2 protein-coding genes are annotated in these 1,675 nt (G+C 29.7%); one reads left to right on the forward strand and one right to left on the reverse strand.

The window, feature by feature from the left end; translation table 11 throughout:
* Positions 1-39: 39 nt before the first annotated feature.
* Positions 40-1,023: a hypothetical protein gene (locus G574_RS0110550; RefSeq protein ID WP_029692141.1), complete on the reverse strand. Its 984-nt coding sequence runs from the start codon at positions 1,021-1,023 to the stop codon at positions 40-42.
* A 200-nt stretch (positions 1,024-1,223) separates the two neighbouring features.
* Here G574_RS0110550 and G574_RS0110555 point away from each other — a divergent pair.
* A partial coding sequence (locus G574_RS0110555; RefSeq protein WP_029692142.1) for a nucleotidyl transferase AbiEii/AbiGii toxin family protein occupies positions 1,224-1,675 on the forward strand: 452 nt, incomplete at its 3' end.

The raw sequence follows: 1,675 nt of genomic DNA on the forward strand, positions 1-1,675 counted from the left end.
AGCCATGAAACTAAGTAATATGGTCAGTGTATTAAACCATCATTTTTTGGGTATCATTTTTGGAAAGTATATGCCAAGCTCGTCATCTTTTTGAGGAGAAACCATTTGATAGTCTAGGTAAAATGTTAGAGAATTTTGGTTGTCATTATTACAGAAGTCTACTAGCTCGTTCTTATAACTGTAATCGGAATATTTCAGATAGAAAGCAATTGCTTTATGGTATGGATAAGAGTAGTTAAATTTTTTAAGGTAACTCCATAGTTGTTTAGAGTTTAACTCATTTTTTGCTCGCAAAAATGCTTCTAAAATTTCTAAAGCACCACCGCTGTATCCTGGTCTAACAGTTGCATCAATCAAAGTACGTTCAATATTTGTAGTTCTTATAGGTTTGGAAAATCCTACTACGTTTTTGAGAACGACGCCAGTATTATTCGTGTTTTTAGAGTTCAGAACATGAACTTTGTAGGAAGTTTCATCAAAGGTAAATGAATAGATCATATTTGTACGTCTCATTTTTTTAGAAAAAGCATAATCTATTCTTCCTTGAGAGATATTTTGCTCATTGTTAGAATAAAAATCTTTTTTTGATTGTTCTTTGTTAATATATATATCTTTAGGATTGTTGATGGTTAAGTCGTTAACAAAAAGAGCACTGTAGTGGGAAAGGAATGATTTAGATAGTAATGAAAGAGCTATTTCGTAAGGAGAAATTTGAATATCAGTAGCAATATAACGAGTAACAGTCTCACCTTTATATTCATTTAGAATTTTTATCGGTTCAAATAAACCTAATTTATCGATAATGATATCGATAAATTTACTTACTGAAGCAGATTTTTTAAGTTTATTTGATTGTTTAAAATCATTTAAAATTTTTATGATTGATGTTCGATTCAGAATATTACCAAATTCTTTTCGAGCTTGTATTACTATTTCATCAGAGTATTTTACTAGGTTAGAAGCATCTTTGGTAATCTTTTTTTCTAAAAGGATATTTTGTATTTTTTCATCTGACAGTACCAATTTTAAACCTCCATATTTTAAAAAACAAGAACATTAAGCTATGGTATATATACCATAGCTTATATTATACTTTAACAAAAAAAATAAAAAAAGTCATTCGAAAAGCTATGGTATATATACCATAGCTTTTAGTTGAGAAATAATTTGTTTAATAGCAAATCAATGATAGAATAGAGATAAGATGTAAAAGGAGCAACAATATGACCCCAGATGAAATACGCAATACCATTTTAAAGGCGATTTACTCAGATACTGAACTAGTAAAAAATTTAGTTTTAAAGGGTGGAAACGCACTAAAACTACATAGAATAGTTGATAGGGAATCTCAAGATCTTGATTTTTCTATCAAAGAAACGATAAGGTTTACAAAAGAATATGAAGGAGTAAAGCTTCAGCAACTAATTACAGATGCATTTAGCCAGAAAGGTTTCTTTGTCAATTCGTTTGAATTTGTTCCGAAACCAAAGAACAGACATCGAGATTTGCCACCATTTTGGGGAGGATATAAAATATCATTTGCTTTACTTGACCAAGAAAAGTACCAGGATAAAATAAACTCTCAAGATTCTAGACAAATGAAAGAGTTGAATAAATACGCTCTATCTATCGAGGGTGGTGTAAAAAAAATTGAGATTGATTTAAGCTACGATGA

Source organism: Streptococcus hyovaginalis DSM 12219 (assembly GCF_000420785.1).
In the GTDB taxonomy this organism is placed as follows: domain Bacteria; phylum Bacillota; class Bacilli; order Lactobacillales; family Streptococcaceae; genus Streptococcus; species Streptococcus hyovaginalis.